This window comes from Pseudanabaena sp. lw0831, from assembly GCF_016584665.1.
GTDB lineage: Bacteria > Cyanobacteriota > Cyanobacteriia > Pseudanabaenales > Pseudanabaenaceae > Pseudanabaena.
Map to the genome: position 1 here is coordinate 16,574 of NZ_BBJB01000044.1, position 25,479 is coordinate 42,052.

The 25,479-nt window shown below is 42.8% G+C and carries 15 protein-coding genes; 5 read left to right on the forward strand and 10 right to left on the reverse strand.

Annotation, left to right across the window (positions count from 1 at the left end; all coding sequences use genetic code 11):
• Positions 1–98: 98 nt before the first annotated feature.
• The 6 genes from APA_RS07405 to APA_RS07430 form a co-directional block, all read right to left on the reverse strand.
• Positions 99–1,430, reverse strand: coding sequence for a DEAD/DEAH box helicase (locus APA_RS07405; protein WP_201321654.1), 1,332 nt, complete (start codon positions 1,428–1,430; stop codon positions 99–101).
• Positions 1,431–1,858: 428 nt separating this feature from the next.
• Positions 1,859–3,979 carry an ATP-binding protein gene (locus APA_RS07410; RefSeq protein ID WP_201321655.1) on the reverse strand — a complete coding sequence of 707 codons (2,121 nt, stop codon included), beginning with the start codon at positions 3,977–3,979 and terminating at the stop codon, positions 1,859–1,861.
• Between the two features lie 33 nt (positions 3,980–4,012).
• Positions 4,013–4,762, reverse strand: a complete 750-nt coding sequence (locus tag APA_RS07415) for a DUF928 domain-containing protein (RefSeq protein ID WP_201321656.1) — start codon at positions 4,760–4,762, stop codon at positions 4,013–4,015.
• A gap of 344 nt (positions 4,763–5,106) precedes the next feature.
• A complete protein-coding gene (locus APA_RS07420) occupies positions 5,107–7,719 on the reverse strand; it encodes a CHAT domain-containing protein (protein ID WP_236579443.1) in 2,613 nt (870 codons plus the stop codon).
• 34 nt (positions 7,720–7,753) lie between these two features.
• The gene (locus APA_RS07425) at positions 7,754–8,335 is read right to left on the reverse strand and encodes a Uma2 family endonuclease (protein WP_201321657.1); all 582 of its coding nucleotides are present in this window, start codon (positions 8,333–8,335) and stop codon (positions 7,754–7,756) included.
• A 95-nt stretch (positions 8,336–8,430) separates the two neighbouring features.
• On the reverse strand, positions 8,431–12,246 hold the full coding sequence (locus tag APA_RS07430) for a filamentous hemagglutinin N-terminal domain-containing protein (protein ID WP_201321658.1): 3,816 nt from the start codon (positions 12,244–12,246) through the stop codon (positions 8,431–8,433).
• A 128-nt stretch (positions 12,247–12,374) separates the two neighbouring features.
• On the opposite strand from APA_RS07430, the gene APA_RS07435 reads away from it, so the two are divergent.
• Complete coding sequence (locus APA_RS07435) at positions 12,375–14,798, forward strand: CHASE2 domain-containing protein (RefSeq protein WP_201321659.1); 2,424 nt, start codon at positions 12,375–12,377, stop codon at positions 14,796–14,798.
• A 50-nt stretch (positions 14,799–14,848) separates the two neighbouring features.
• Here APA_RS07435 and lepA read toward each other — a convergent pair whose 3' ends face one another.
• Positions 14,849–16,660: a translation elongation factor 4 gene (gene lepA / locus APA_RS07440; protein WP_201321660.1), complete on the reverse strand. Its 1,812-nt coding sequence runs from the start codon at positions 16,658–16,660 to the stop codon at positions 14,849–14,851.
• A 521-nt stretch (positions 16,661–17,181) separates the two neighbouring features.
• Between lepA and infB the strand changes: the two genes are divergently transcribed.
• Positions 17,182–20,613 (forward strand): translation initiation factor IF-2, encoded by a 3,432-nt coding sequence (gene infB / locus APA_RS07445; protein ID WP_201321661.1) that lies wholly within the window; start codon positions 17,182–17,184, stop codon positions 20,611–20,613.
• A gap of 71 nt (positions 20,614–20,684) precedes the next feature.
• Here infB and APA_RS07450 read toward each other — a convergent pair whose 3' ends face one another.
• Entirely contained in the window at positions 20,685–21,551 is an 867-nt protein-coding gene (locus APA_RS07450) for a hypothetical protein (protein WP_201321662.1), read from the reverse strand.
• A gap of 158 nt (positions 21,552–21,709) precedes the next feature.
• Between APA_RS07450 and APA_RS07455 the strand changes: the two genes are divergently transcribed.
• Both APA_RS07455 and APA_RS07460 read left to right on the forward strand, forming a co-directional pair.
• Entirely contained in the window at positions 21,710–22,063 is a 354-nt protein-coding gene (locus APA_RS07455; RefSeq protein WP_201321663.1) for an STAS-like domain-containing protein, read from the forward strand.
• Positions 22,056–22,676: a PIN domain-containing protein gene (locus APA_RS07460; RefSeq protein ID WP_201321664.1), complete on the forward strand. Its 621-nt coding sequence runs from the start codon at positions 22,056–22,058 to the stop codon at positions 22,674–22,676. Before APA_RS07455 ends, APA_RS07460 begins: the two co-directional genes overlap by 8 nt.
• A 46-nt stretch (positions 22,677–22,722) precedes the next feature.
• Here APA_RS07460 and lipB read toward each other — a convergent pair whose 3' ends face one another.
• Positions 22,723–23,409: a lipoyl(octanoyl) transferase LipB gene (gene lipB, locus APA_RS07465; RefSeq protein ID WP_201321665.1), complete on the reverse strand. Its 687-nt coding sequence runs from the start codon at positions 23,407–23,409 to the stop codon at positions 22,723–22,725.
• A gap of 126 nt (positions 23,410–23,535) precedes the next feature.
• Positions 23,536–24,585: a FecR domain-containing protein gene (locus APA_RS07470; protein ID WP_201321666.1), complete on the reverse strand. Its 1,050-nt coding sequence runs from the start codon at positions 24,583–24,585 to the stop codon at positions 23,536–23,538.
• Between the two features lie 97 nt (positions 24,586–24,682).
• Here APA_RS07470 and APA_RS07475 point away from each other — a divergent pair, with 97 nt between their 5' ends.
• Positions 24,683–25,459 carry an ATP-binding cassette domain-containing protein gene (locus tag APA_RS07475; protein ID WP_236579444.1) on the forward strand — a complete coding sequence of 259 codons (777 nt, stop codon included), beginning with the start codon at positions 24,683–24,685 and terminating at the stop codon, positions 25,457–25,459.
• The last annotated feature ends 20 nt before the right edge of the window (positions 25,460–25,479 follow it).

A 25,479-nucleotide genomic window follows, 5' to 3' on the forward strand; every position in this document is an offset into this window, starting at 1 on the left:
AGTATAGCAACATAAATGCCAGAGGTATGGAGAAGGCGGTTTTCTGCTTTTTGCACAGCGGTCAGCTCAAAATGGCTTAGCCATTTTGAGCTTTACTATTAATTTGGATTTCGAGATTTGGTAGTAATACTTTTATTAGGCTGTGGCTTTTGAGGTTTACTTGGCAATTTACTTGGCGCAGTCACTGATGACGGTTTCCCCGCATAATTGCGATCGCTTTGTCCACCACGTCGAGGCTGATGCTTAGATTGTCGTCCCACTTGGATCGGTTCAGGCTTGGCACGGGGATCAGGCTCGAAACCAGCAATAATTTCTTGGGGCAGCGATCGCTTGATTAATTTCTCAATATCTGACAAGAACTTGCGCTCATCGACACATACCAGCGAGATCGCCTCACCTGACGAGCCAGCGCGTCCTGTGCGTCCGATCCGATGTACATAATCTTCGGGGACGTTCGGTAACTCGTAGTTGACTACATGGGGCAGCTCGCTAATATCTAAGCCCCGCGCCGCGATATCTGTGGCGACTAATACTTGCAAACTGCCATCTTTAAACTTGCCAAGGGCGCGAGTACGAGCGGCTTGACTTTTATTACCATGAATTGCCATCGCCACAATGTCATCTTGATGTAGCTGCTTCACTAGGCGATCGGCTCCATGCTTGGTACGTGTAAATACCAAGACCTGATACCAGCTATGAGTCTTGATCAAATGGGTTAGCAATTCCCGTTTGCGATCGCGATCGACAGGAAAAATCCTCTGAGTAACTAGATCAGCTGTGGCATTCTGACCAGCAACTTCGACCATTACAGGCTGATTGAGTAAAGTACTGGCAAAGGATTTGATCTCGTTGGAAAAAGTTGCCGAAAACAAGAGATTTTGGCGTTCTTTTGGTAATAGGGCAAGAATCCGACGAATATCTCGAATAAAGCCCATGTCCAACATGCGATCGGCTTCATCTAATACCAAGATTTCTACCTTGGATAGATCCAATCGACCCTGCTGCACATGATCTAGCAATCGTCCTGGAGTCGCCACCAAAATCTCTACGCCACCTCTGAGGCGGTTGATCTGGGGATTAATGTTAACGCCGCCATAGATCACCATTGATTGCAGTGGTAAATGTCTGCCATACATCCGCACGCTTTCTTCGACTTGAGCGGCGAGTTCACGGGTGGGTGTGAGGATCAGCGCCCGAATTGGGATTTTTCCCGTTGGCGATCGCTTGACGACCTTGTTAGATAGTAAATGCAAGATCGGTAATGTAAATCCTGCGGTTTTGCCAGTACCTGTTTGAGCGCCAGCTAATAAATCTTGACCTGAAAGAACAACGGGGATCGCCCGTGACTGAATCGGTGTAGGCTCAGTATAGCCGCGTGCAGTGACAGCACGGACGATTTGATCAGACAAACCAAGGGCTGAGAAAGACATAGAACTCCAAATTGTGTGTCGGTTTTGTGTCGTATTTTTATCAGTCTGTCGCTGTTAATGTTGCCATTTTTATTCGTGCCAATTCATTCATACCAATTCTTAGAGGGTTGCGACATTTCTAAGAATCTAAAACCTTACCCAGAGGGATTTTAAAGCTTCAAATATGGCTAAGCCATTCTTGAAATTGGTGTCAGATGGAGCAGAGACAGGAGAATTTAACGAGTCAGCAGTATCAATAACTGGGAGCAGATACTGTAGGTTTAGATTCTAGCAGAGGTTGGCGATTTATAGTGAAATCGATGATTGGGGCAGTAATTCTCATTACAAAAACCAATTTTTTGAAAGCCCACCTACGGCGGGCTTTCAAAAAATTGGTTTTTGTATTTTTAGCGCCGCAGGCGCTAAAAATACCGAAATTGGTTTTTGGCTCAGCAAGTCTCCATCAGTTTATTGAGGTAATTTAAAATATTGCGAAGTTGAAAACCTCTTGCTAATTCTAGAATTTCCCCAGTAAATGCCTTCAGTCCATCGTCATACTTTTCTAAATCCTTTACACGCTTTTGTAGAGAGTCTAAATTGCCTGTCTCCGCTAGTTCTATTAGCTCCAATATGATTTGTCGAGAGGGTAGCAAGATGTTGTTTGCGATCGCTTGACTTGCTAAAGATGGTTGAGAGGAAACTTCAGAGGACGCAAAATAGCAGTACTCCCACTCTAACCCCAGATTTGCTTGAATTATATCCATTAACGGTTTCATGGCGATGGGTTTAGCAAGAAGGTCAGCGCAACCCGCTTCTATACATTTCTGGCGATCGCCTTCAATTACATCTTCCGACAACATAATTATGACAGTGTCCTTAAGCATAGGAGTCTGTCGGATTTTGCGGGGAATATCCCAACTAGCATCATCTAAATTTTTCAAGCCTAGTAAAAGCAAATCAGGAATGTTTGCTGATGTTTTATCGAAAATATCAATATCGCCTTCAGATTCGATGATGTCAAAGTCAAGTTGAGAGAGCATATCTACTACTAAATCACGGTCTAATTGTTTTGAATCCGCCACGACGATTTTACGTTTTTTGCCCTTGTAACCGATGATTTCAACATTTTGTTGGAGCTGCTCTGTCGTTTTCGGATTTACGTAAGTAGGTAAATCAATTTCAATCCAGAAAGTACTACCTTGACCTAGGGTACTTGTTACATTTAACTCTCCTCCCATCATCTCGATGAGGCGCTTGCTAATTGGCAACCCCAATCCAGTTCCTGATTGCATTTTTATAGGATCGCCGACTTGTTCAAAGGATTGAAATATTATCGGTAAATCCTCTGGGGCGATCCCCACACCGCTATCGATTACATCAAAACGAATTTTGTTGTCGCTAGGACTTTGCACCGTCAGAGTCACAATCCCTTTGTCTGTGAACTTGATGGCATTGCCGACTAGATTAAACAAAACTTGGCGCAGCCGTTTGGCATCACCATAAACAAGCTTGGGAATTTGTCCAATAATCTTATAGATAATCTCTATGCCTTGATTGATTGCCTGAGCCTTAAACATGTCGATCAGACCCTTGAGAAGTTCATCTAAATGGAACATGTCACGATCGATCTCTAATTTACCTGCTTCAATTTTGGACAGATCGAGAATGTCATTAATCAATGTCAGCAAGTGCTGACCGCTACGCTGGATGACATTTAATCCATCTTGATGTTTAACTGGGTCATCACTCAGTTTTAGAAGTTGAGCATAACCAAGAATTCCATTAAGAGGAGTTCTCAGCTCATGACTCATATTGGTAAGAAACTGACTTTTCGCTTTATTCGCACTATCTGCGGCTTCTTTAGCAATTTCGAGTTCAATGGTGCGCTCTTGGACAATCTTTTCTAAATTCTGATTAAATTGATAGAGTTGTTTGTTTAAGGTAGCCAACTTTTGACGACTTTCTGCAAGATTTACGATGCTGCTGTATGCTCTGAGGCTAGAAATTAGGGCTGTAAATAGTTTCTGCTCGGTCAGTTCTGTTTTTGACTTGTAGTCATTGATGTCATAGTTTATAACCACCGAAGATTCAGGAAAATCTCCTGGCTGACCTGTACGGAGGATAATCCGTACAAGTTGATTTTGCAAAACTTCACGGATATATTTGACAGCTTGCAAACCCGCGTCATTGGTTTCCATGATCACGTCTTGCAGGATCACCGCGATGTCAGGATTTTGCGCGATAATCTTGATTCCTTCAGCACCCGAGCAGGCAGAGATTATCTCTAATTCTTTGCCTGCAAACTTAAATCCCTCTAGGGCAAGTTTGGTAACTTCATGGACAGAACGATCATCATCACAGATCAAGATCTGCCATGTCGATCTGTTCAGTAATGACGTAAATTCAAATATTTCTTGAGATTCGTTAGGATCGCTAATTAAATTAAACTCAATATTAGTGAGGTGGGCAAAGCCCACCTCACTAATATTGGGTTTTGCATCTACAAAAGATAACTCCTCATTTTCTGCTATAAAAATTAGCTCGTCGGAATCTTTGGAATCTATAGGCATTTTTCTATTTCATAAATGATTTGATAGTGATAATCATTTGGTGAGAGGCATATTTGCTATGAATTCTAAGCTAGTGGACTTGAGCAAAGTTAGCCAACTCGTCTTTAGTTCGGGGCTATTGGGTTGAGCCAGAAGTAAACTTGCAAGACTAGAAATTGCTTCATGCCAAATTCCAAACTTTGCATATAGAGATACTCGTTCGATCGCGTTCGCTTTCTCTAATTTGCTGAGCAAAGTTGATTCGGGTTTGATACGACGGATGATCCCTTCTGAAAAAGTATCTTCAGGATCGCCAGTTTCGCAGATGACGGAGATCAGCCATTTGTAATCTTTTCCAACTTCTAGGGGTGTTTTCTCAAATTGAACATTGACGATACTGGGTGTGCTAGTGAGCGTGACAGTCTTGCGGGCGATGCCCTTGCCTTGCTGATTTTCAAGGGTGAACTCCACTGCGATCGCAGAGGTTTTGGGAATATATGCAAAAAATGTCGGATTTGATGAGACTGTAAGCCCAAATTTGTTAGGCGGGAGTATGGGAGTAAGCTGTTGTTCTAAAGATTTTTTAGTTTTGTCCTCTCTAGTTTGAACATCTCGATTTTTCAGGCATTGTCCATCATTACTCCGCCTTCCACCGCCAATGGTCGTTTTTGGGGCAGGGTTGCTTGTCGGAGGCTCAAATATTTGGACGTTAGCACTTGCCGAAAAAATGGAGAATGTGGTGATCTCCCAGAGTATTGCGATCGCCAAGAGGACAAAGTATCGATGAAAATATTTAGAGAACATAGCTTTATTCCTATAAGCAGTAACTGACTAACTGCAAGTTTCCCAGTGGACTAAATTAGAAGCATTGAAATAAAACGACATACGGCGCGTTGCGCTCAAGCTCAAAACAATAAATTTTTTGAAAGTGTCGTAAAGCGGTACTTTCAAAAAATTTATTGTTGATCTCTTAATCATAAATTACTGTAATGAATATCAAGTGATATGTTACTTATTTTTTTATATTAAGTACCTTGGCATAATTGAAAAACCAGAGCGAAAAACTGCATCGCCCGCACAGTGAGGGGTGCAGTTTTTTAAAACCCAAAAAAATAAGATGGCACTTCGTGCTATCTTATTTTTTTGGGTTACAACCAGTTCCCGACTAAAACGAATGGAGACCAATAGAAGGGGTGAGTAAACTGCGGATTTTTGAGAAGGCTTAGCTGAGCTTTTCGCAGAGCATTGGCTTTAGTTGTGCCGAGAGTCGCTAGTTCTTGATAAAAGTCTTCCATAAATGTCGCTGTGGCACTATCCTCAACTGACCATAAACTAGCGATCGTGCTTCTTGCTCCCGATCGCACAGCCATTCCTGCTAGTCCTAATGCGGCTCGATTATCTCCCTTCGCGGTTTTACAAGCACTGAGTACCAATAACTCAATGGGAATACGACTATCTTGTTCTCTAGATTGCAGCAATTCCCCCAATTGTTTGACTCCCAGACGATTATTCCACGTTAAGATAAAGGTTTTTTCGGCATCAGAGCTAAATTCACCATGAGTAGCTAGATGAACTACTCTATAGGGGATTTTACTAATTTGTTTTTGAATAGACTCGCTAATAAACGTTTCATTGAGTAATGGTGTTTGAGCTGATACAAGGGTCGCTATTTGCTGAATCTCTCTTTCGACATTTGGTAGAGCATTAAAGTTTTGGGTTTCCTTACTCAATCCTCCGACAAATACAGTTAGTTGTTGGTGCTTGAGTGGACGAGGATCGATGAGTTGTAACCCAGGGGTGATTGCTAGATTATATTTTTCCATCAAGTACTGTTGTCCATCATAGAGTACTGCCATAGGCAAATTTCTCAAAGAACCATCAAGAACAAATGCTAAGGTTTTAATTTTTTTCTTAGCTAATATAGATTCTGTTTCTTTACCGATTAGTATGTTGTAAATTTTTTCTGACACATCTTGAATATCCGTCTCAAGGGATGTTCGACGTAGCGATCGCCGTAATTCACTCAAGAGACTTTCTAGTTTGTCCTGAGAGATTTTAGTTGTACGGTGAAGGAAAGAACGATCTGGAAGTGAAATAATAACTTCTAGACTCTCAGGCAAAACGATCGGGTAGATGACAGCAGCTTGTGGATCAACTTCATCAACTTGGGTAGCCATCCCTGCGAGGCAAGCTTCTTTGAAAAAGTTATCTAGTTCGGCAAGTTGTAAAGATTCAATTACTTTACGAGCGGCTTTGAGATTTTCTTGGCTGACTGGTTTGCCATTTTCTGGAGTAAGAAGTAAGGCGACAAGCTGACGGTAGACTGGTTCGACGCTATCACGGAAGGAAAACTGAATGTCTGCATTGCTGGAGACAAGATCGCCACGAATTGAAGCTAATGTATTCACAGATTCGCTATAGGTGGCGATCGCTTTGGAATTTTCGCCTTGAGATTTGAGTACTCGTCCGAGTTGCCACTGCCAGCGATAGGCAATATCTGAGGCATTATTGGTTTGGGCGAGAATGAGCGCTTTCTCGGTAAGGGTTTGGGCTTCTGAAAACTGTTGCGTTTGTTCATAGAGGTTGCCCAGATATCCGATCGCATAGGACTCGGCTCTCGGATCGCCCATCTCTTTTGCTTGTTGAGCAGATGTGGCGAGGAACTGGGCGGAGGTTTGGCGATCGCTTGATGTAGGATTAAGCTTAACCAGACTTTGGGCAAAGTTTACTTTTGCGTATACTGAGGCTCGGCTCGGTGGGAGGCTTGATAGTTGCGTTTGCAGATCTGTTAATAATAGTTGTGCCGATTCAGGCTGTTTCGCTTCAATCTGAAGACGAAGTTGGTTGAGTTGAGCTTGGACTTTTTGGATCGGAGATGTAGCAGCGATCGCGGCTTGCTGATAGTAGCCGATTGCCTCGGCGGATTGTTTCGCGCTATAGGTGGTATTTCCTAAACTCAGGAGAGCGTCGGCTATGATCGAAGAGTCATTGAGCTTTTTAGCAATTTCTAGACTTTCTTGCAATACAATTTTTGCTTCTTTAAAATCTCCGCTCAGTCGCAGGGTGTCGCCAAGATTAAGTAGACTAGCTGCTTTGAGTGAGGATTTGGGGCGTTCTTTAAGTTCTATTTGGACTTGCTGAAGAATATCTTTAGCTTTGGGATATAAACCTAGCGATCGCATGGCTTGACTCTGATTAATCTTGCTGCGAATGGCTCCGTCCTTGTCTCCTAACTGCTCGTAGGTTGCTGCTGCCTTTTGCCAAATTGTTAATGCATCTTGAGCTTTACCCTGCGCGAGTTGAATGTTGCCTTGAATGTTGAGAGCCTGTGCTAATAATTTTGGTTGTTGCGAATCGGATTGGAGGATTTCTATGCTGAGGGCGATCGCCTGATCGGATTCTTTCCATTGACCGAGTTGTTGATGTGCTAAGGCAAGATTTTGCAAAACAATGGCGTGATTGAGGCGATCGCCTTGTTTTACATAAATATCAGCAGCTTGTTTCCAAGTCGAGATCGCATTGGCATATTGACTTGATTGGAAATACTGTTTGCCTCTCTGGACAAGAGTTGCAGGTTTATCACTTCCAGTTTGAGTAAGAACTATATCAGTTGAGGCTTTTGGAGGATTATTAGCAATACTGGGTTGAGCATTCCATCCTAAGATTAGTGCGAGTATAGTTGCACAAGTTCCAAGACTGACATAGCGAAGGAATTTACTGTTTTTGGGTTTTAGATTCGAGATGGATTCCCAAAAGAACATGGATATTCCCTGTAATATTTATTTAAGATTGGATTTACGCAGACCAAATATTTTCTAAACTCAGCACAAATCCGATTAAAACTTCTTCCCCAGACAAACTTGGTGGGGCTTCGAGAATCTCGACGGATTTACCCAGACGATAAATAGCAACGCGCTTACTTTCAGGATCGATCAGCCAACCCAAACGACAGCCGTTGTCTTGGTATTCCTGCATTTTTGCTAAGCTTTTAATCCATGAATCATTTGGCGATAATAGTTCGATCGCAAAATCGGGACATAATGGCAAAAATCTCTTCCGCTGTGTAGGTGTCAGCGCATTCCACTTAGCGATCGGTATCCATGCAGCATCAGGAGAGCGATCGGAACCTTTAGGAAGGGCAAATCCAGTTGATGAGTCAAATACTTTCCCTATGCCACTTTGGCGATTCCAAAGTGTTAAATCAGTTGTAATATCTGAATTCCAAGCACCTGTTTCGCCACCAGTGGGGGACATAATTACGAGTTCTCCATGAGGGTTCCGTTCTAGTTTAAGTTCTGGGTTTGCCGCGCATAATTCATAAAACTGCTCTCTGGTCAGTTTCATAATTGGATCGAGATTGACTGTATAGGCGGTCATAGATTTCACTCCGAGAAGCAATATCCATATTTTAGCACTCAAACCCGAACCAATAAATTTTTGGAAAGTGTCGCCAAGCGACACTTTCCAAAAATTTATTGGTTCGCACAAGCAAGCTGAGGGATGGAGGGACTGAGTGGATTAGAAGCAGCAACTAACTGCAATCTGCCGTTATTATCTCTAGTGATCGCATTTGCCTCGACAATAAATTTGGGAGAAGCGTTCTTTACCTCTTGATTCTGTTCTATTGCCGAGAATTGATTGGTGCTGCTTGGTACGATTTCAGCTAGCTGCACAAGAGGCTGATTACTGGAAAGCTCATCAGTAGGACTCTTTGGTAAGCCACCTCTACCTGCGATCGTAAAGCGATTTTCACGATTAGATAACTTCCCTCCCACCGCACAGCTCTGACTAACTTGTTTCGATGAATCGATAAGATTAAGCGGTAACGTAGTTAATCCTCGACTTGGATCGATTTCAGGAGTGGTAACGATGACATTTCCTTGCACACCAAACTGAGAACTAGCTGCAATGTCACTAAAACCTGTTAGTTGAGGACGAAACTCTAGTCCATAGATGCCGTTAGTGGTGATAGTAACTCTGCCGCCGTTACCTGTAAATGCATTAGTAAAAATATCGCTGTTTTCGCCTTTTACTCCAACGATGAAACCTGCTTTGATATTGATATTGCCACCGTTGCCTCCTGCATTTGCTGTACCTGCGGTGGTTGTGATATTGCTGCCGTAGCGTAAAAGCAATATAGATGGAACATTCAAATTTATATTGCCTCCATTGGTGCTAGCGGTTGAGGCGGTAATGGAGGAACCATTCAAAAGCGAGAGGTTATTGGCGAATATAGTGATGTTGCCGCCCAGCCCTGAGCCAAGACTGCCGACAGCGATTGTCGCGCCATCTTGAAGGGTGACATACTGTGGATCGATCGCAATATTGCCGCCATCTCCTGTAGAACCTACTGTGGTATTGGCAAATAAGCCAGTACCCGCAGTAAAGAGGATCGAGTTTCCTGCAATCAGTCCGATGTTGCCAGCTTTTCCACTGCTACTAGTTTGAGCAATAATTTGACTATTATCTTTGAAGGTGATGCGCTCTCCTGCGACAACAGTGATATTTCCAGCGCTACCGAGACTACTGGTATTACTCAGGACTTGGCTGTTATTTTGGAAGGAGATCGCCGCAGGGCTAGCGATCAAAATATTCCCAGCAGGGTCAAGCCCTTGGGTCGTACTCACGATCAGGGTATTGTCAAAGGTGAGATTGCCTAACCCTTTAATCATTACATCTCCCGATCGCCCATTTTGTCCAGATCCAAAAATAGTGGTGATGAAAGTGTTGGGATCGTTGATATCATAGGCGCGTCTAGGGAAATTTACGGTCTTACTGGTAATCACCTGAAGAGATGCGATCGTCAAATCACCTAGACCATTAATGTTTACTGCGCCAGCTTGACCAAAGGCGGATGAGGTAAAGAGTGCAAGATTACGGATTTGATCTTTTGCTGTTAAGGTGATCTCACCACCATTACCACTTTTGAAACCTGCTGCTGAAATTGAGAAAGACAATATATAACTTGTTAGGGCACTCGTAATGTTACCTTTGGGTGCAGAGATGGATATTGCCCCCCCATTCTGGGAACTGGCAAATGAGGCTAACGAGTATGCTGACAATGTCGAATTGTTCAGCGCAATATTGCCAGAATCAGAGTATAAAGAAATTGCTCCGCCCATTCGAGAATTTGCGGATCTCGCGAATGAATACGAATACAACGTCAAATCGTTCAGGGTAATATTCCCTAAAGAAGTAGCTAAAGAGATTGCTCCGCCATTTCCAGAATGATCTAACTTTGAGGATGAATAAGAAGCCGTAGATGAGTTTAATGGCGCATTGATTAGTGAAATGTTGCCAGAGTTGGAAGCTAAAGAGATTGCTCCACCATTACCAGAGTAACTAGAGCCTGAGTAAGTACCAGCATCTAAATAAGTCCCAACATCTCCAAAGAAACTTCTAACTTCTTTAATCGTAATATCGCCAGAATAAGTAGCAAAAGAAATTGCTCCTCCATCACCAGAACGACCTAATGCTAACGAAACGGAGGGTGATTTCCAGATTGGACGAGTGATCGTGATATTACCTGAGTAAGAAGCTAGGGAAACTGCTCCTGCATTGGCTGAGTTGCCAGAGTAAGAGAATGAGGATGATTCAAAGTATAGGTTGTCTAATATGATATCGCCCAAATAAGAAGAGAATGAAATCGCACCGCCATTCTCCGTATTGCCTGTGAGTGTAAAGGAGTCAGTGTATAATTCAGAATTCATCGTAATATTGCCAGAATAAGAAGAAATCGCGACTGAACCGCCATTTCCTGCATTGCCAGAACCAGGCTCCGAGTATGCGATTAGGTTTGAATTCAGGGTAATATCGCCGCGACCATAGACTCGAATATCACCAGCATTAGCCCCAACAACATTCGTCCCTGTATTAATTTCTTGAGTGGAAATTTTGCCTTGTAAGGTATTGGGATTGAACTGGTTAGTTAAGAATACTAATCCACTTGGTTGACTCACACGAATATTCCCATTCACCGTAATATCGGCTCTAGCAGGAGGATTTGCATAGGTAGGAACAGGTGCGATCGCACCTGAAACCATGGGACTAGCAGGCAACCCACCTAATTTTGACCAATCCACTCCTGCTCTTATATCCAAAGTTGCCTTAGTACTACCATCAATCGTAATCGGAGTCTGTAATGGCACAATATCTTGAATTGAGCCATTATTATTCTTAATTGCCTGATAGTCAGTCAAACTAAATGTTGCCAAATCCGCATAACGCTTAGTGGCATTAAATAGAGTTGTATTGCTGGGATTAATCGTAGTATTAACAGTTCCTCTATTATTAATCGTGACATTTCCCAGCGTGACGCTTCCCGCCGCTAAAATATGCAGCGATGCTCCAGTGTAGTTACCTAAAGTCACATTGCCATTAGCCAAAATCACTGGATCGTTAGGACTGAGCAAATCACCGATAGTTCCATTCAACTTCTCGATATTTAAGTTCCCACCAGCATAAAAATGAGCATCACCAATCACAGGATTTTGCGATCGCAACACCATATTCTGACCTGACCAAAACCCACTACTAGGATGATTTAAAGCAAAAACATCAACCGATTGATTTCCTTGCACAAGCAGATCTCTACCAGACACTGCCACAAACCGACTGGCAGTATTATCGCGAATCGTCACCATATCTTGGGCTTGCAAAATCAGATCTCGACCTGCCTGTAATTGCCCCTGCAAATCCAACTTGTCAGCATTTAAAACTAAATCTTGTGTCGTAGAGAGATTAGCGCGATTGCTAATAGTTGCTCCAGTATTGCTTGTGCCATATTGCAATCCCATTGTAATATCCGTAGTCAGCAATGGCGGTGCTTGGGGATTAGTGGCGCTAAACTCACTACCATCGGAGAACTTGAAACTATTTGCCGTACTGCCAACAAAAGTTCCACCAATATCTAGCTTTGCATTTGCCCCAAACATAATCCCGTTAGGATTGAGCAAAAATAAATTCGCATTGCCATTGGCTTTGAGCATCCCGTCAATATTTGAGACGGAGCTACCTGTCACTCGCGTCACAATATTTTGAATATTTGAAGCATTATTAAAATAGGCGGTATTATTTGTCGGAACCGAGAAATCTTGAAAACTATGATAGAGGTTAATCCCTCTATTTGTTCCATCATCAATTGTTTGGATTAATCCACTGGTTGTAACTGTAGAGTTTACAGGTAAAGTGTTGTCTGGGAGGATCTGCGCCATAGCCGAAAGTGTTGCGGTGAAGTAGCTGAGAGTAAATACACTTGTCGAACTGATATAGCGAAGAGAAAGTTTCATGTTTTAAGTCCCGCTTAAAAACTATTTAACTGATGTTACACAGAAGAGATTTCTGTTATAGCATAGTTGCGAATTCGCTCTAAAGTAAAGTGCGATCGCGGGTGCATCAGCCCTACAAAATAATCGATATGTGGATCAATCTAAAAAAAATAATTTGGAAATTGCGTGGAGTTTTGGTTGTTGTCCCCGCGACAACGGGGATTTTACTAGGAATGCGCTTTGTGGGAATTTTTCAACCATTAGAACTTGCTGTATATGACTTGTTTTTTCAATGGCGACCATCAGAAGCCATTGACGATCGCATTGTGGTTGTCGCCATCAATGAACCCGATATTCAGAAGTTTGGTTCTCCTATTTCTGACGCAACGCTTGCCAAGCTCTTAAATTTAATTAAGCAACAGCAACCCAGAGCGATCGGGCTAGATATCTATCGAGATCTGCCAGTGCCTATGCAATATGGTTCTGAATATCAACAACTAGTAAACATATTTGCATCGACCCCAAATCTAGTTGGCATCCGCAAGGTGATCGTTAATCAAGATGGGAGTGATGTAGCCGCTTCTCCTGTTCTAGAAAAGCTTAATCAAGTAGCTGCCAATGATTTTCTTCCCGATGGCGATGGGAAGATTCGCCGTATCCTGCTGTCGCTTAAGGACAAACAGGGTAAAACTATTACCAGTTTGAGTGCCGTATTAGCTATCGAATATCTCAAGAAAGAGAATATTAGTCTCGAAGTTGTGAATCCCAAAACGCAGCAATATAAATTAGGAAAAGCAATATTTTCTCCTATCGTTGAAAATGATGGCGGTTATGTTCGGCAAGGAATGGGAGGCTATCAAATACTATCAAATTTCCGTAATTTTCAGGATGGCTTTCACACAGTTTCTTTAAGTGATGTACTCAATGGAAATACTGCTCAGGATATATTTCGCGATCGCCTTGTTATCATCGGAATTACCGCAGAAAGTAACACTGATTACTTTATTACCCCATATAACAGCACAACCTTAGGTAATCCTTTTCCTGTAACTAGTGGCGTAATTCTTCATGCAAATATTGCCAGTCAATTAATCGCTAACGCCCTTGATGGACGACCCATCTTACAAGTTTGGTCGAAATTAACCGAATCATTGTGGATTGCTATCTGGGCGGTTATCGGTGGTTTATTGGGCAACAATAAACGATACAAAAGAATACTGACATCATCAAAACTTGCTTTTCGTCTACCTTGGAAAATCCTGACGATTTCTGGATTAGGCGGAGGGTTATTTACTGTAAGCTACATCGCATTTTTGTGGGGATGGTGGATGCCTATAGTTCCTACTTTATTAGCACTATTTAGTTCAGCGATCGCAGTCACGGGTTATACAGCGTTCAGTGCTGGTGAAACTCGTAAAAGGGCTATTCTTTCCGTTATTCCTGATTTGATGTTTCATGTCAGTGTGGATGGAATCTATCTTGGTCAGGTTAACTATGAAAATGACATTGAGTTGCTGTATCCCGATTTTGAGAATATTGGGAAGCATATTTCCCAAATTCTACAGCCCGAAGTTAGCGATCGCCAACTTTTCTATATACATCAAGCCATAGTTACGGGGAAAATACAAATTTATGAACAGCAAATATGTGTAAATGGCAATTGCCAAGATGAAGAGGTGCGCATTGTCGTTAGTGGAACCAACGAAGTACTATTTATGATTCGCAATATTAGCGATCGCAAACGCGCAGAAGCTGCAATTTATCAAAAAAATGTCGAACTAGCCAGCACCTTAGATGAACTAAAAAACACCCAAAAGCAACTATTAGAGTCAGAAAAGTATGCTGCGCTCGGTAGTATGGTGGCAGGTATCGCCCATGAGGTGAATACCCCAGTTGGTAATAGTTTAATGGCGGCTTCCATTCTTGATAATGCGACAAATAAGTTCAAGGAATCTTTTGATCTCGGTGAACTAAAGAAATCTAGCTTACAAGCATATTTAGCAAAATCCAAAAGCAGTAGTGAAATTCTATTGGCTAACTTACAACGCGCCGCCGAACTCATCCAAAACTTTAAGCAAGTTGCTGTCGATCAAGCCAGTTTAGAACAGCGTACCTTTCAAGTGAAAGACTATATCGAGAGGATTCTGATTAGCTTAGCCCCACAAATCCAAAATACTCCACATCAAATTAAAGTCATTGGTGATAATGCGATCGCTATGCAAAGTTATCCAGGGGCTTTTTCGCAAATTATCACAAATTTAGTGATAAATTCCCTTACTCATGCCTATCATGACTTAGATAAAGCTGGACAGTTGCAATTTGAAATTGCTCAGCAAGATGACAAAGTTCTAATTACCTACTCCGATGACGGCAAGGGCATTCCATCTGAGAATTTAGACAAAATTTTTGAGCCTTTTTTCACGACAGCGAGAGATAGAGGTGGCAGTGGTCTAGGGCTGCATATTATCTATAACCTTGTGACACAGAACTTGAAAGGAACCGTTCTCTGTGAAAGTACAGTTGGTATAGGCACAAAGTTTGCGATCGCCTTACCACTCAACTTAGAATTATAAACCCAAAAAGACACAGCACCCGCATAGCGGGCGCTGTGTCTTTTTGGGGTTTAATCACCGTTCAATTGCAAAATCGCCATAAACGCTGCTTGTGGAACTTCCACGGTTCCAATCGACTTCATCCGCTTTTTACCCTTCTTCTGCTTCTCTAACAACTTCTTCTTTCGAGAAATATCACCACCGTAGCACTTACTCAACACGTTCTTTCTCAAAGCTGAAATATTCTCCCGCGCCAAGATCTTTGTCCCGATCGCAGCTTGAATTGGTATTTGGAACTGTTGCTTAGGAATTAACTCTCTGAGCTTAGACACCAAAGCCCGACCGATATTATAGGATTTGTCACGATGAACAATGCAAGCCAAGGCATCCACAGGTTCTTCATTAACGAGAATATCAACAAGTACCAGATCGTTAGGACGATAGCCAATCACTTGATATTCCATGCTGGCGTATCCCTTCGTGCGCGACTTCATCTGATCGAAGAAATCAGTTACCATTTCGGCTAATGGCAGCTCATACATTAAAGTTGCCCGTTCTGTGGTGATGTATTTCGTATCCACAAAAATGCCGCGTCTTGCTACGCACAACTCCATCAAAGTGCCAATGTAAGTTTGTGGAGTCATGATTTCTAGCTTGACATAAGGCTCCTCTATCGATTGTCTAGAGTTTGGCGGCGGTAACTCGCTAGGATTATCCACCATCAGGATCTCACCAGTATTTGTTGTCACCCGATAAATTACTGATGGCGCAGTCACAATTAGATCGAGATTGTATTCTCGTTCGAGACGCTCTTGCACAATCTCCATGTGTAGCATTCCCAAAAATCCACAACGAAACCCAAAACCCATCGCATTCGAGGTTTCTGGCTCATAATTTAGAGATGCGTCATTGAGCTTTAGCTTGGTGAGGGCTTCGCGCAGTTCCTCAAATTGATCGGCATCAGTAGGAAACATGCCGCAGAAAACCATTGGTTTTGCTTCTTCGTAACCAGGAAAAGGCTCTGGTGCTGAGTCGAGTGCTGAAGTAATAGTGTCACCAACCCGCGCATGAGCAACCGTCTTAATCGCAGCGGCGAGATAGCCCACTTCACCTGCATGTAATTCATCAACTTGGATTTGCCCAGGGGCAAGTACACCAAGCTCATCGATGACATATTCTTGCTCTGAAGCCATGAATTTAACGCGATCGCCTTTTTTGACCGTGCCATCCATCACACGGAAATAAACGATTACTCCGCGATAAGCATCGTAATAACTATCAAAAATTAAGGCTCGTAATGGTTGATCGACCGTATCTTTTGGCGGTGGCACTTGCAAAACGATCGCCTCAAGGATCTCCCTGATCCCAACACCCTGCTTTGCCGATGCTCGAATTGCTGTCGAGCAATCTAAACCAATTAACTGCTCGATTTCATTGGCTATGCGATCGGGATCTGCTCCTGGTAAATCGATCTTATTTAGTACGGGGACAATCTCCAGATCATTTGCTAATGCTAAATAGACATTAGCCAGAGTTTGCGCCTCGACCCCTTGCGACGCATCAACTACTAGCAAGGCCCCTTCACAAGCCGCCAAACTGCGCGATACCTCATAGGAAAAGTCCACATGTCCTGGGGTATCGATCAGATTAATTGTATATTCATCACCATTAAGCGCTTGGTAGTTCATCCGCGCCGCCTGCAACTTAATTGTGATCCCCCGCTCTCTCTCAAGATCCATGTTGTCGAGAAATTGCGCTTTCATATCTCGATCCGCCACTGTGCCTGTAAATTGCAGCAAGCGATCGGCAAGCGTAGACTTGCCATGATCGATATGAGCAATGATTGAAAAGTTGCGAATGCGAGAGACGGGTACGTTGGTCATAAAATCACAATGCTGCGAGACTGTCCGATCCTACCTTAAATTAAAGTAGTGTAAATAACTGTAACAATGCTAATGCACTTAAATTCATTAGCTAGGGATTTATAAATTTAATCAGCCCATTGATTTTTTAGGCAAAGCTACATAAAGCAGGGGTTTTCAAAAATCTGAGCCAATTATTCACACAAAGCGCCATATACATAAAAAATCTCTTCTCAAAACCTATGTTTTAGGAGTAATGTACAAGAGCTAGTAAACTGAGTGAGATTTTGCCAAGGTTTGTGAGCCAAATTAGCTAACCTCTCATATTACTAGATTGTATGAGTAATAATAGCTATAGTAGTTTCATTTAAAAATTGAAACCTACTCGCTAGCCTGTTCAGCAGGAATAGCTAGGCGCTTCTAAGATTAACTATGGTCAATGTAATTCAGTCAATGTAATTCAACCTAGCAAAAGATAGGAAGCAACTTCTATGTAAATTCAACTTCATCGTGTACAACAGTTACGCAGGGCAGAGTAAGCAATGAGTATAAGCAATCGAGTTCGACTATATGAACTCTCACGAGAGTTAGATCTCGACACCAAAGATGTAATCGCGGTATGTGAGCAATTAAATATAGTTGTTAAAAGTCATAGTAGTACAATTACAGAATCAGAGGCGGAGTTGGTACGCATCAAAGCCCCTCAATATCATCATAAAGCTGCCGATCCTAGGGCTTCCGAGAAGAAATCTGCAGCAGCAGCAAAGATCAAAGAATCCGATGCTCGTATTGCTAAGCAGCAAATTCTTGCGGTTACCAAGCCCACAATTCGTCTCAATACTCCACCTGTCTCTGGTAATGTAGGAGCTACAACTTCTATAAATCCGCCTCTTAACTCACCTAGTGCGATCGCTGAGCCTAGCTCAGAAACTCCTGCTAAAACTGCTGTTATTAACCCTCCCCTGCCCATGCCCCCTGCTTCTTCATTAGTCAAGCCTCCCAGCCGTCCTTCTGTCTCAGAAGGTGAACAGTCCGAACCTAACCCTGCGCCCAAAATTGAATTGACCTTAGAAACAGCATTGACCCCACCAGTAAACCCCCAACCGATTAAAGACTCTCAGCCAGCATCGCCAGCAGAATCAAAAACAGAATTAATTACGCCGCTAGCCTCACCCAAATCATCTGAAAAGGCGGTTGTATCTCTCCCTGCAAAGATCTCAGTTGAGGAGCCAACAACGGCAAAGATCATCCCATCCAAACAAGCACCTAAAGAACAAACACCCCGTAAAGAGACTCCAAAAGCTGAGCGACCACAAGCAGAAAAAGCTGAGCGTCCTCCTGCTGTGCCGAAGCAATCCTTAGTAAGTGTGTCGCCACCTCAGGTCAAATTGAATAAGCCTGCTGCACCAGAGAGACCTAAGCCTCCTGTAGCTGTTGCGCCTAAAGCCGTCATTGCGCCCAAACCTCCTGCTGCAAAACCTTCAGATGAGTCAAGAATTTCGGCGAAAGCCAATCAGAGTAAGTCTGAGCAAGACAGAACCGAGCAGAGCACGGGCGAGGAATATCCAGAAACGGTTAAGGTAAACAAGCCTGAAAAGCCAAAACTGAACAAACCTGTGGAACAGCAAGCTGCCCCTGCTGGTGGTAGACCTCAAAGCCGTGGACCGAAGTTAGTCAAAGACTCGGTACTAATCGAACGTGGGATCACTGCCCCAACAGAACCGCCGCACAATTTGCGTCCACCGATGCCAACCTTGATGCGTGCGCCTGAAAAGCCTGTAATCGCTGACAAGAGTGGCAAGAAGCCCGAAGCGGCAGGTGGATTTAATCCTGCGTTACCAGAACTTCTCGAAAAACCAACTTTGCCTGGCAAAGGTAGTAAGCGTAAAGGTAAGTCCAAAGAAGAAGAAGAAAAGGATTTACTAGAGCTTAAAGAAAAGAATCGTCTGAATAAGCCCAAGCGCTATCTACGCGACTTTGCTGATGAAGATGAAGATGGGGCTGATGCTGACGCAGCTGCTGAGCTAGCACAGATCAGTTTGTCGCTGGCGCGTCCTGCGGCACGTCCTAAGGCAGCAGCAGTGCCATCGAAGCCAACCATGGCTGCCGACATTAAACCAACTCAAAAGGGTAGAAAATCTGCACCAAGTCGCGATCGCCGTCACCAACAAGTCGAAATTATTCCTGAGAAACCAACCTCGGTAGAAATCGAAGAGGGTATGACCGTTGCTGTACTAGCCAAACGGTTAGTCCTTTCAGAGACAGAGGTAATTCGCACCCTATTTATGAAAGGGATCATGGCGAATATCAACCAAACCCTCGATGTGGGTACTGCCAAAATGGTGTCGGCGGAATTGGGCTATGAAGTCCATGCTCCTGAAGTCGTCGAGCTTGCACTCAAGACGGAAATGATTGATGCTGGCGACCTTGATAAACTGCAACGCCGTCCTCCAGTGGTCACAATCATGGGACATGTTGACCATGGTAAAACCACCTTGCTTGATGCAATTCGTAAGAGCAAAGTCGCTCAAGGAGAGGCGGGTGGTATTACTCAACATATCGGTGCATATCACGTTGATGTTGAGCATAATGGCGTTAAACAACAAATCGTCTTCCTTGACACCCCTGGGCACGAAGCCTTTACTGCCATGCGTGCGCGTGGTACGAAGGTTACTGACATTGCTGTACTAGTTGTTGCCGCCGATGATGGTGTTCAACCTCAAACCATTGAAGCGATCAGCCATGCTCGTGCTGCTAAAGTGCCAATCGTTGTTGCTATTAACAAAGTTGATAAGGTTGAAGCTCAGCCCGATCGCATTCGCCAAGAGCTAACCGAATATGCTCTTGTTGCTGAAGAATGGGGCGGCGATACAATCATGGTTCCTGTAAGTGCGATTCGTCGCGAGAACCTTGATACCTTGCTAGAAATGATCTTGCTGGTTGCCGAAGTTGAAGATTTACAGGCGAACCCTAACCGTACCGCTAAGGGTACGGTCATCGAAGCTCACCTCGACAAGGCTAAAGGCCCTGTGGCAACATTGCTAGTTCAAAACGGTACATTGCGCGTTGGTGACATCTTCGTCGCTGGTGCTGCCTTTGGTAAAGTCCGTGCCATGGTGGACGATCGCAGTGTCCGTGTTGATAAAGCTTCGCCATCCTTTGCGGTGGAAGTCCTCGGTCTGGGTGATGTCCCTGCGGCAGGTGATGAGTTTGAAGTCTACCTTGATGAAAAAGTGGCTAGGGCGATCGCTGATCAACGCACGATGGATCAACGTCAAGCTCGCTTGGTACAAGCAATGGCTTCCCGTCGTGTCACCCTTGGTACTTTGTCAGAAAAGGTCAAAGAAGGCGCTCTCAAGGAACTCAATATTATTCTCAAGGCAGATGTCCAAGGCTCTCTCGAAGCAATTCTGGGTTCACTTGCCAATCTACCTCAGCGCGAAGTCCAACTCCGCATTCTCCTCTCGGCTCCTGGTGAAATCACCGAAAACGACATCAGTTTGGCGGCAGCAAGCTCGGCAGTTGTCCTAGGATTTAATACTACGATGGCTCCTGGTGCAAGACAGGCTGCTGATGAGATGGGTGTTGATTTCCGTGATTACAACGTCATTTATAAGCTCTTGGAAGATATCCAAGATGCGATGGAAGGCTTACTCGATCCTGAAATGGTCGAGGAATACCTTGGTCAAGCTGAAGTTCGCGCCATCTTTGCGATCGGTAAGGGCGCTGTGGCTGGATGCTATGTCCAGAATGGTAAGCTGCTCCGCAACTGTAATGTCCGTGTCAAACGCGGCAATGAGGTTGTACATTCGGCTGTACTTGACTCGCTCCGACGAGTTAAGGATGATGCCAAGGAGGTCGCCTCTGGGTTTGAGTGCGGCATCTCTCTTGCTAAGTTCTCTACATGGAAAGAGGGCGATATCATCGAAGCCTTCCGTATGGTCACGAAGCGTCGCACGCTAGCTACTTCGTAGCAGAAACAATAAAAAAGCGCCCCTAGGGGTGCTTTTTTTAACTTTGTAAATATTATATTTTACATGGATTTTCAAATTCCTAATTGTTCTTTTAAATAATCATGAATTATGACTTGATACTCGCTAATAACATGATTGATGAGATTTATATGAGACTGATTGTATCGATCAAATGAATAGAAGTCTTGTTGAGATTCACCTAAACTATCTTTTAGAAAATTTTTAACATTCTGTCTTTCTCCAACGGTTCCATGTGCAGCAAAATTTCTAGTAAATCTAAATCTTTCCTCAATCCCTTGCTGTTTAAATAAATTTTCTAAATATTGACTTGAATTTTTATTAATATATTCATAGAGAGAATAAAGGGTAATAAGGTGAAGAACTGGATCGCTGCTTAGATTCTCAAGACTCACAAATCGAGCAATATACTCATTAATTTTGTCATTGTTTTCGCAATTTATCACTGTTAGAACCGTAACAATTTTTTGTAAAGATCCATAATAGAGTTGGTTGTTAAGCGCTCTCCCGCTAGTTACCAGCATCATTGTTTCTGGTAACCATGCTTTAAGGTTAGTTTCATAATCTAATATATCAATAGAAATTTGCTGCCCATCACTTTTTTTTGCGATGTATCTAGGCTGATTTCTTATGGAGAGAAAAGCAATCTGTAAGCATTTTAGAGATTCTTCAATTACTTTCAGTGCTTTTTTTTCAAATTTAGCAGAATCGATTTCTTCTTGATCAGATTTATAAATAACTGCATCAATTTCTCCATTAGCATCATTTTTGGCTAATAGTTTATATTCATTATTCTCAAAAAGTTTTGTAAGCCCTTCTTCATCGATTACTGCATCTTTTATGCGAAGTCTACGTAAAATTGAGTTAGGAGATAAGGGATAAGTGGCAATACAGCAATATTTCTTTTTAGAGGTTAGCATTTTAAAATAAATCGTTGTTTTGAGGTGTTGGTATTGTTGATATTTTAGACACGATCATACTGAAATAAACAAAAAATGTTATCCGCTAATATTTTGCAATGATCATTCTATAAAGCTAATATCATACATAGATTCATATATTGAGATGAGCGATCGCAATGGCTACTTATATCAAAGTTTACGATCTGTGTGGCGCAAACTGCATTGCAGCTAAACACGCTACACAGCTATATGAACAAATCTACCCCATACTCAAGTCAGGCAAAGAAGTTGAGCTAGACTTTGCTGGCACATATCGATTTTTGAGCATCTTCTTTAACATCGCGATCGGGCAGTTATTCCGTGACATTCCTGCTGAGGCGATCGCGAGATCTTTAAAGTTCACGAACTTAGACGAGCTTGGTCAACGTGTGAATGCCCAAGTCATAGAAAGTGCCAAGCTTTATTATGCCGATGAAAACTACCGCAAAGCAGTAGATAGTGTGATGTCAGAGCAATTCTCCTATGCCTAGTGGGTCGTATCGAATTCAAGCCGATGTTATAGATATCACATTAGATGTTCCTCAAAAAGAGGACATCTTTTTTGTTGATACCAATATTTGGTATTGGCTAGCCTACTCAAATGCAAGTCACACAGCACAGCCATATCAACTCAATGACTATCCAGACTACATTTCTGGTGCTTTAACGAATGCTGCAACATTATGCTACTCAGAATTATTGCTTCCTGAATTAGCACATATCATTGAAACTACCGAACGAAACATTTTCAACGTTGGTCGTACACCTAAGCTAAAAGGAAAAGATTTTCGTCGGTTACATCCAAGAATCCGCATCAATATTGCAAATGAAGTAAAAGTTGTATGGGAGCAGATCAAAGGAGATGCTCAGCCTCTAGCACTATCACTTTATGAAGCAATCGCCGATCGTGCAATCAATCGCTTTGCCAGCCAGATGGTAGATGGCTATGATCTCTTTATCCTTGAAATTATGGAAAACGAAGGCATTACTAAGGTGATTACAGATGATAGTGATTATGTGACAGTCCCTAATATTCAAGTGTTTACAGCTAACTCAACAGTCTTAGGCGAAGCACGATCTCAAAATAAATTAGTCACTAGATAGCTTTTTGTGTATCCGTCATTTTTACTGACTGGCAAATAATTCTGGATTAAAGAGAAGTACTCAAAGGCAACTGCATTTCTAAGTTAAATATTTGGGCAAAGGTTTGCGCGATCGCAATTTTTACCTGTTCAACCCTCACATCAGGAACAAACTGATTAAGGTTACAAACTTGGCAGTCGGTAATTCCGCAGGGCACAATGCGATCGAAACCTGATAAGTCCATATTTACGTTCAGCGCAAAGCCATGCATCGTAATCCATTGGCTGACTTTAATTCCAACTTGAGCAATTTTTTGATTTTGTCCAGATTTATTTATCCAAACGCCTGTTAACCCTTGAATGCGCTGCGAAGATAACCCGAATTTAGCTAATACTTGAATGATTACTTCTTCAAGTTGGCGCAAGTACCAATGCAAATCATGTTGATGATAGTCAAGATTTAAAATTGGATAAGCTACCAATTGCCCGATCGCATGATGGGTAACTTCGCCACCACGCTCAATGCGATGACATTCGATATTATGGTCTTCAAGGTTAAACTTTAAGAACTCTAAACTAGAACCTTGACCCAGCGTATAAACGGCGGGATGTTCGATTAGTAATAACACATCAGGTAAATCAATTCCCTCACGTCTAGCTTGTTTGCGCTCCTCAACCAATTGCTTTTGCCACTGCCATGCACTGAGGTATGGAATCGGGCGATCGCTTTGATAAAGCAAACAAGTTCGGCGCATCTCAAAATCCTGAATAACATCCTGAACAGCTAAATAAAAAGCACCTTGTCGGTGCTTTTTATTTTAAGTATAAGGTGCTCTCTAATCGCCCTATACCCTCTCGGTTTGTTAATTATGCCGAAGTACTTAGAATGGTAATCTAAACCCAGGAATACTTGGAGTTGGAATACCAGGAATTGAAATTGGGAAGTTTACGCCTGGGAAAAGACCTTCAAATGAAGCTCGAACTTTGTCTATCCCAGGTATTTGACTAGTAAAGCCCTCAAATAAGTTGCCTTTAAGCAATCCCGAAAATTCATTTTCACTAAGTTTTTGGATGATCCCTAAAGCTCCGCCAAGATCTACTTCAAGCTTTTCACCAGCCTTTAAAACAACTTCATCTGGTTGCTTCGCAGGCGATATCGGCTTCTCCATTTGAAGTATAGGTTTGTCATTAGCTGGTTGACCAGTTAATGGCTCAACAGGTTTTCCGTTCTGAGGTTTGTTTGGAGGGTTTATAGGAGGTTTTGCCGTTGGAGATGGAACAGAAAATTGTTTAAACTTTGGAGCGGTAGTTGGAGAAGTGACGTTAGGTTTTTGAGTTGGAGGAATTGTTGGATTGGGATCGGTGGGTTTAGTTGTCGGCTTATCAGTGGGTTTAGTTTCTGGCGTGGGTTGATCATCTTCATCAATTATTGGAGTTGCGTTGCGCTTGACCACAACTTCGCCCTCTAACACTTTGACCTGTTGATTGCCTGACTCATCCACTTCTAGTAAATAAGTTGTGCCACGTACACCTGTCGTAATCGAAGAGGAGCAAGCATTAACAGCGCCATTGATTAAAATTGTGCCTCGCTTGAGTCGAGCACATTGGCCAATACTTAGCACTGAATTAGCTGATAGCCGAGCTACAGCACCAGTATTAAACAAAAGTGCTGTTCTAGAGTTGCCCGTGCGAACTTGCTGTTGCTGTTTTGCTACATCATTGAGAGATGCTTTCTTATTTTGAATAAACACTTGATTGCCATCAAGTATCTCCTGAACGGTTGCTTGAGTTGATTGAGCAGAAGCAGGAGCCAGTTGTGGGGCAGCTAAGGCGAAAATACATACCCCTACAAAGAAAAAAGCAAGTTGCTTTTGGCGATGCTGTCTAACAAGCTTTTGTGACAATTTCTTGAAAAGGTTCCATAAATACATATGTGATTGTTCTCCCTAATTGAGCATGAGAAAGGGTTTAATAAATTCAAGGCTGCGTCCCAATTTCCCGATCGCTAATCGAAAAGACAGTTACATTATGCAAAAGGTTTCATTGCCGTCTCAGATACTTCCTGAAACTGTGGCGATCGCTACAAATCAAGTGAGCTATCAAACTAAATTTCGCACACTTTTGATGGATATTTCTGTCGAGATCGCCAAAGGAAGCAAAACTGCGTTAATTGGCGCAACGGGATCGGGGAAAACGACATTTTTGCGTCTGCTCAATCGTTTAACCGATCCATCGGTGGGGACGATTTTCTTGAATGGCAAAAATATTCAAGACATGCCAATTCAAACTTTGCGGAGGCGAGTGTTGCTGGTTCCACAGGAGCCGAGTTTATTAGGAATGACGGTTACCGAAGCGATCGCCTATCCTTTAAAGCTGCAAAATTTCACTCAGACTGAAATTGACGCGCGATCGCAAAAATGGCTAGACAAATTGCAGCTTGATCCCAAATTACTAAATCGCACAGAGCTAGAGTTATCGCTTGGGCAAAGGCAATGGGTAGCGATCGCCAGAGCCTTAGTCATGGAGCCAGAAATACTATTACTAGATGAGCCTACATCAGCTTTAGATCGCGGCTTATCGCATTTATTACTAGATGTTTTAACTGAGTTAACCCAATTACCGCAACCTGTAACGGTGGTGATGATCAATCATCAGCTTGATTTAGTTCAAACATGGTGCGATCGCCTAATTTGTTTACACAAAGGTCAGCTAGTCCAAGATGCGATCGCTAGTCTTGTTAATTGGCAGGATATTGATAATTTGTTGAGGCGCGATTCTAGTGCGTCGCAAAGCGATGAATTCTAAGAAAAGGGCGCGAAGCGCCA

Excerpts from the sequence above, each read along its gene's own strand:
- APA_RS07455 (WP_201321663.1), top strand. The coding sequence starts at position 21,710 with ATGGCTACTTATATCAAAGTTTACGATCTGTGTGGCGCAAACTGCATT.
- APA_RS07470 (WP_201321666.1), bottom strand. The coding sequence starts at position 24,585 with ATGTATTTATGGAACCTTTTCAAGAAATTGTCACAAAAGCTTGTTAGA.
- APA_RS07435 (WP_201321659.1), top strand. The coding sequence starts at position 12,375 with ATGTGGATCAATCTAAAAAAAATAATTTGGAAATTGCGTGGAGTTTTG.
- APA_RS07405 (WP_201321654.1), bottom strand. The coding sequence starts at position 1,430 with ATGTCTTTCTCAGCCCTTGGTTTGTCTGATCAAATCGTCCGTGCTGTC.
- infB (WP_201321661.1), top strand. The coding sequence starts at position 17,182 with ATGAGTATAAGCAATCGAGTTCGACTATATGAACTCTCACGAGAGTTA.
- APA_RS07430 (WP_201321658.1), bottom strand. The coding sequence starts at position 12,246 with ATGAAACTTTCTCTTCGCTATATCAGTTCGACAAGTGTATTTACTCTC.
- APA_RS07420 (WP_236579443.1), bottom strand. The coding sequence starts at position 7,719 with ATGTTCTTTTGGGAATCCATCTCGAATCTAAAACCCAAAAACAGTAAA.
- lipB (WP_201321665.1), bottom strand. The coding sequence starts at position 23,409 with ATGCGCCGAACTTGTTTGCTTTATCAAAGCGATCGCCCGATTCCATAC.
- APA_RS07410 (WP_201321655.1), bottom strand. The coding sequence starts at position 3,979 with ATGCCTATAGATTCCAAAGATTCCGACGAGCTAATTTTTATAGCAGAA.
- APA_RS07450 (WP_201321662.1), bottom strand. The coding sequence starts at position 21,551 with ATGCTAACCTCTAAAAAGAAATATTGCTGTATTGCCACTTATCCCTTA.
- APA_RS07415 (WP_201321656.1), bottom strand. The coding sequence starts at position 4,762 with ATGTTCTCTAAATATTTTCATCGATACTTTGTCCTCTTGGCGATCGCA.
- APA_RS07460 (WP_201321664.1), top strand. The coding sequence starts at position 22,056 with ATGCCTAGTGGGTCGTATCGAATTCAAGCCGATGTTATAGATATCACA.
- APA_RS07475 (WP_236579444.1), top strand. The coding sequence starts at position 24,683 with ATGCAAAAGGTTTCATTGCCGTCTCAGATACTTCCTGAAACTGTGGCG.
- lepA (WP_201321660.1), bottom strand. The coding sequence starts at position 16,660 with ATGACCAACGTACCCGTCTCTCGCATTCGCAACTTTTCAATCATTGCT.
- APA_RS07425 (WP_201321657.1), bottom strand. The coding sequence starts at position 8,335 with ATGACCGCCTATACAGTCAATCTCGATCCAATTATGAAACTGACCAGA.